Source organism: Sphingosinicella sp. (assembly GCF_052387495.1).
Taxonomy (GTDB): Bacteria; Pseudomonadota; Alphaproteobacteria; order Sphingomonadales; family Sphingomonadaceae; genus Allosphingosinicella.
Map to the genome: position 1 here is coordinate 1 of NZ_JBQTJC010000228.1, position 4,387 is coordinate 4,387.

The window sequence follows — 4,387 nt, forward strand, 5'->3', positions numbered from 1 at the left end:
GTCGACTTGCCGTTGGTGCCGGTGATCCCGACCACCTTGTGCGGCGGCAGCGACGTCCGCGCCTGCGCGAAAAGCTCGATGTCGCCGATCACGGGCACGCCCGCCGCGCGCGCCCTGGCGGCGATCGGATGGGTGTTGAGCGGCACGCCCGGCGAGACGACGACGCCGTCATAGCCGGCGAGGGCGATTTCGAGCGGGTCGGCGAGTTGCGCCTTACCAGCGACGGCCTCGCGCGCCTCCTCGCGATAGTCCCACGCCGTGACTTCGGCGCCGCTGGCGAGCAGTGCCTCGACCGTGGCCAGGCCCGAACGGGCGAGGCCGAGGACGGCGTAGCGTTTGCCGGCGAAGGCGGAGCTCGTGATCATCTCAGCTTCAACGTCGCGAGCCCGGCCAGAGCGAGGACGAAGGCGATGATCCAGAAGCGGATCACCACGGTCGGCTCGGACCAGCCCAGTTGCTCGAAATGGTGATGGATCGGCGCCATCCGGAAGACCCGCTTGCCGGTGCGCTTGTAGACGACGACCTGGATGATCACGCTCAAGGCCTCGACCACGAACAGGCCGCCGATGATGCCGAGCACGATCTCGTGCCGCGTCGCCACCGCGATCGCGCCCAGGGCGCCGCCCAGCGCGAGGCTGCCGGTGTCGCCCATGAAGACCGCGGCGGGCGGCGCGTTGAACCAGAGGAAGGCGAGGCCCGCCCCGACGATCGCCGAGCAGAGCACGGTGAGGTCTCCGACGCCGAGCACGTGCGGGATGCCGAGATAGCGGGCGAAGACCGCGTTGCCGACCAGATAGGCGATGGCGAGGAAGGCGAGCGCGGCGATGATCACCGGCATGGTCGCGAGCCCGTCCAGCCCGTCGGTCAGGTTCACGGCGTTGCCGAAGGCGACCACGACGAAGGCGGCGAAGACGATGTAGAAGGGCCCGAGATCGATCACCGGCCCGTTGTAGAACGGAATGTAAAGCGAGGTTTCGTGACCCCAGGTGATGATCCAGCAGCCGATCCCCGCGACGACGAACTCGGCGGCGAGGCGCATCTTGCCCGACACGCCCTTGTGGTGCCGCTTCTTCACCTTGTCGTAATCGTCGAGGAAGCCGATCGCACCGAAGCCGACGGTGATGAACAGGCAGGCCCAGAGGAAGCGGTTCTCGAAGTCCATCCAGAGCAGCATCGCGACGGTGAGCGAGGTCAGGATCATCAGCCCGCCCATGGTCGGCGTGCCGCGCTTGGCGAGATGGCTTTGCGGGCCGTCGTCGCGGATCGGCTGGCCCTTGCCCTGCCGGACGCGCAGCCAGCCGATGAACTTGGGCCCGATGATCAGGCCGAGCAGCAAGGCGGTCGCGGTGGCGGCGCCGGCGCGAAAAGTGATGTAGCGGAAGAGGTTCAACACCCCCGGGAAACCCAATTGCTCGGCAATCCAAAGAAACATCAGCTTTTCCCGCTCGCCAGCGCCTCGACGAGGGCGGCAAGTCCGATGGAGTTGGATCCCTTGACGAGCACGGCATCGCCCGGCCCGATCGCTTCGCGCGCAAGGGCGATGGCGGCCGCCGCGTCGGGCACATGCGCCATTTCGGTGCCCGCGCCAAGGGCTTTCGCGAGGCTTTTCATCTCCTCGCCGACGAGGATCGCATAATCGACTCCGGCGGCCGCGACCGGCACGGCGAGCGCGGCATGATAGGCTTCGCTGCCCTCGCCCAGCTCGCGCATCGCGCCGAGCACGGCGATGCGGCGCCCGGCCACTTTCTCCTCGGCGAGCACCTTCAGGGTCGCCGCCATCGAGGCCGGATTGGCATTGTAGCTTTCGTCGATGAGCAAGGCCGCACCGCCTTCGACCGGGACCTGGAGCCGCGCGCCGCGGCCCTTGAGGCCTTCGAGATCGGCGAGCGCGAGCCCGGCCTGAGCGAGGTCGCCGCCGACCGCCTCGACCGCCGCCAGCACGGCGAGGCTGTTGTCGATCCAGTGCAGACCCGGCTGGCGGATCGTGAAACTGAGCTGGCCGCCGGGCAGAGCCGCGGTGACCATCGAGCCGCCCTTGGGCCCGCGCACGACATAGGCGGCGCGCACGTCGGCGCCCTCCCCCTGGCCGAAGGTGACGATCCGCGCCGCATGAGGCTTCGCCGCCGCGATCAGCCGGTCGCGGTGCGGGCTGTCATAGGGGATGACCGCGGTGCCGCCCGGCTCGAGCCCGGAGAAAATCTCGCTTTTGGCGTCGGCGATCTCCTCCTCGCTGGCGAAGAATTCGCGGTGCGCCGGGGCGATCGCGGTGACGATCGCGACGTGCGGCCGCACCAATCGGGTCAAGGTCGCGAGCTCGCCGGCATGGTTCATGCCCATCTCGAACACGCCGAAGCGCGCGTCGCGCGGCATGCGGGCGAGGCTCAAGGGCACGCCGGTGTGGTTGTTGTAGCTCTTGACCGAACGGTGCGCGCGGCCCGGCGCGAAGCGGTCGAGCGCGGCGTAAAGCGCCTCCTTGGTCCCGGTCTTGCCGACCGAGCCGGTAACGCCGATCACCTTCGCCAGCGTCCGCGCCCGCGAGGCGCGGCCGAGCGCATTGAGCGCTTCGAACGTGTCGGCAACGCGGACGTGCGGGTGCTCCGTCTCCTCGCTCACCACCGCGCCGGCGGCGCCCGCGGCGAACGCCTGATCGAGGAACTTGTGGCCGTCGGTCGCCTCGCCCTTCATCGCGATGAAGAGGTCGCCCGGGCCGATCTCGCGCGAATCGAAGGCGACGCCGGTGACGGCGAAATCCGCGCTGGCCACGCCAGCGGTCGCTTCGGCGATCTCATGGGAGGTCCACAAGCTCATGCGGCGCACTCCCGCGCCACGCTGACGTCGTCGAAGGGCAGAACCTGGTCGCCGACGATCTGGCCCTGCTCGTGGCCCTTGCCGGCGAGCAGGATGATGTCGCCCGGCCCCGCCTCGGCGACCGCGGCCTGGATCGCCTCGCGACGCCCTGCGACCTCGGTCGCGGCGGGGGCGCCGGTCAGGATGGCGTGGCGAATCTCGGCTGGATCCTCGCTGCGCGGATTGTCGTCGGTGACGATGACGAGGTCGGCGAGCCGGGCGGCGACCGCGCCCTTCTCGGCGCGCTTGCCGACGTCGCGGTCGCCGCCCGCGCCGAAGACGATGATCAGCCGGTCCCTGGCGTGCGGACGCAGCGCCTCGATCGCGGATTCAATCGCGTCGGGCGTGTGGGCATAATCGACATAGATGGGCGCGCCGGCGTGGGTGAGCACTGCCCGTTCGAGCCGCCCGCGCACGGGATGGACTCGGGAGAGGCTGGCCATCGTCGCCTGGAGGTCGCCGCCGGTCGCAATCACCAGACCCGCGGCGGTGAGCGCGTTGGCGGCCTGATAGGCGCCGATCAGCGCCAGCGTCACGACATGACTCCGCCCGTCCGCCTCGACGGTCAGCTTCTGCCCCAGCGGAGTCGTCTCGCGCTCCACGAGCCTCAGCGTCTCCCCTGCCTTGCCGACGGTGAGCGTGGCGAGGCCGCGCGCCGCGCAGCGCGCGAGCACCTCGGCCGATTTGGGATCGTCCATCCAGATCACGGCCGTGCCGTCCGGCTCGACGACCTCCTCGAACAGCCGCATCTTCGCTTCGAAATACGCTTCCATCGTCCCGTGATAGTCGAGATGGTCGCGGCTGAAATTCGTAAAAGCCGCAGCCCGGACCGGCAGGCCCTCGGTGCGGTACTGGGCGAGACCGTGGCTCGAGGCCTCGAACGCGGCGTGGGTGATCCCCATCCGCTCGAGCCCGGCCATGTTGGAGAGGAAGGTGACGATGTCGGGCGTGGTGAGGCCGGTCGTCACCTGATCGTCGGCCGTGGTGACGCCCAGGGTGCCGATGCTCGCCGAGGGGTGGCCCGCCATCCGCCAGAGCTGACGGCAGAGTTCGACGTTGGAGGTCTTGCCGTTCGTGCCGGTGACCGCGACGACCGTCTTCGGGAAGGGCTGGAAGAATTTGGCGGCGAGGCGGGCGAAGTCCCGCCGGGGCTCATCGGCGGCGATGTGGGCGGCGCCCTCGACTCGCGCCTCGGGCCGCGCGACCACGGCGATCGCGCCCGAGCGGACCGCGTCGGCGATGAAATCCTCGCCGTTGAAGCGGGTCCCGGCGAAGGCGCCGAACACCGTGCCCGGCGCCACTTTCCGGTGATCGATCGCAAAGCCGGTCACGCTCGTCGGGTCCTCGCTTCCGGTCAGCGTCCCCAGCCGCATCAGGGCGCCGGCGTTTCGGGCGCCGGCATCAGCCCCGAAACATCGATGTCGCGGGTTTCGCTCGGAATGACTCCGAGCAGCGGGCCGGCGCGCGCGATCACCCGCGAGACGATCGGCGCGGCGGTATAGGCGGCGGTGGTGACGAAGCTGTTCGCTTCGGTGGGACG

Annotated in this window: 3 protein-coding genes and 1 pseudogene; all 4 read right to left on the minus strand. The window is 69.8% G+C overall.

Annotation, left to right across the window (positions count from 1 at the left end):
- Positions 1 to 365 (minus strand): annotated as a pseudogene (locus tag ACT4N8_RS12580) (UDP-N-acetylmuramoyl-L-alanine--D-glutamate ligase); the annotation flags it as partial.
- Positions 362 to 1,432: a phospho-N-acetylmuramoyl-pentapeptide-transferase gene (gene mraY / locus ACT4N8_RS12585; protein ID WP_444858471.1), complete on the minus strand. Its 1,071-nt coding sequence runs from the start codon at positions 1,430 to 1,432 to the stop codon at positions 362 to 364. The pseudogene ACT4N8_RS12580 and the gene mraY, both read right to left, overlap by 4 nt.
- On the minus strand, positions 1,432 to 2,808 hold the full coding sequence (locus tag ACT4N8_RS12590; RefSeq protein WP_444858472.1) for a UDP-N-acetylmuramoyl-tripeptide--D-alanyl-D-alanine ligase: 1,377 nt from the start codon (positions 2,806 to 2,808) through the stop codon (positions 1,432 to 1,434). The genes mraY and ACT4N8_RS12590 overlap by 1 nt, the downstream gene beginning before the upstream one ends.
- Complete coding sequence (locus ACT4N8_RS12595; protein ID WP_444858473.1) at positions 2,805 to 4,220, minus strand: UDP-N-acetylmuramoyl-L-alanyl-D-glutamate--2,6-diaminopimelate ligase; 1,416 nt, start codon at positions 4,218 to 4,220, stop codon at positions 2,805 to 2,807. The genes ACT4N8_RS12590 and ACT4N8_RS12595 overlap by 4 nt, the downstream gene beginning before the upstream one ends.
- Positions 4,221 to 4,387: the final 167 nt, after the last annotated feature.

What these genes read in the sequence shown, in the direction of transcription:
- ACT4N8_RS12595 (WP_444858473.1), bottom strand. Translation starts at nt 4,220, where the DNA reads ATGCGGCTGGGGACGCTGACCGGAAGCGAGGACCCGACGAGCGTGACC.
- ACT4N8_RS12590 (WP_444858472.1), bottom strand. Translation starts at nt 2,808, where the DNA reads ATGAGCTTGTGGACCTCCCATGAGATCGCCGAAGCGACCGCTGGCGTG.
- mraY (WP_444858471.1), bottom strand. Translation starts at nt 1,432, where the DNA reads ATGTTTCTTTGGATTGCCGAGCAATTGGGTTTCCCGGGGGTGTTGAAC.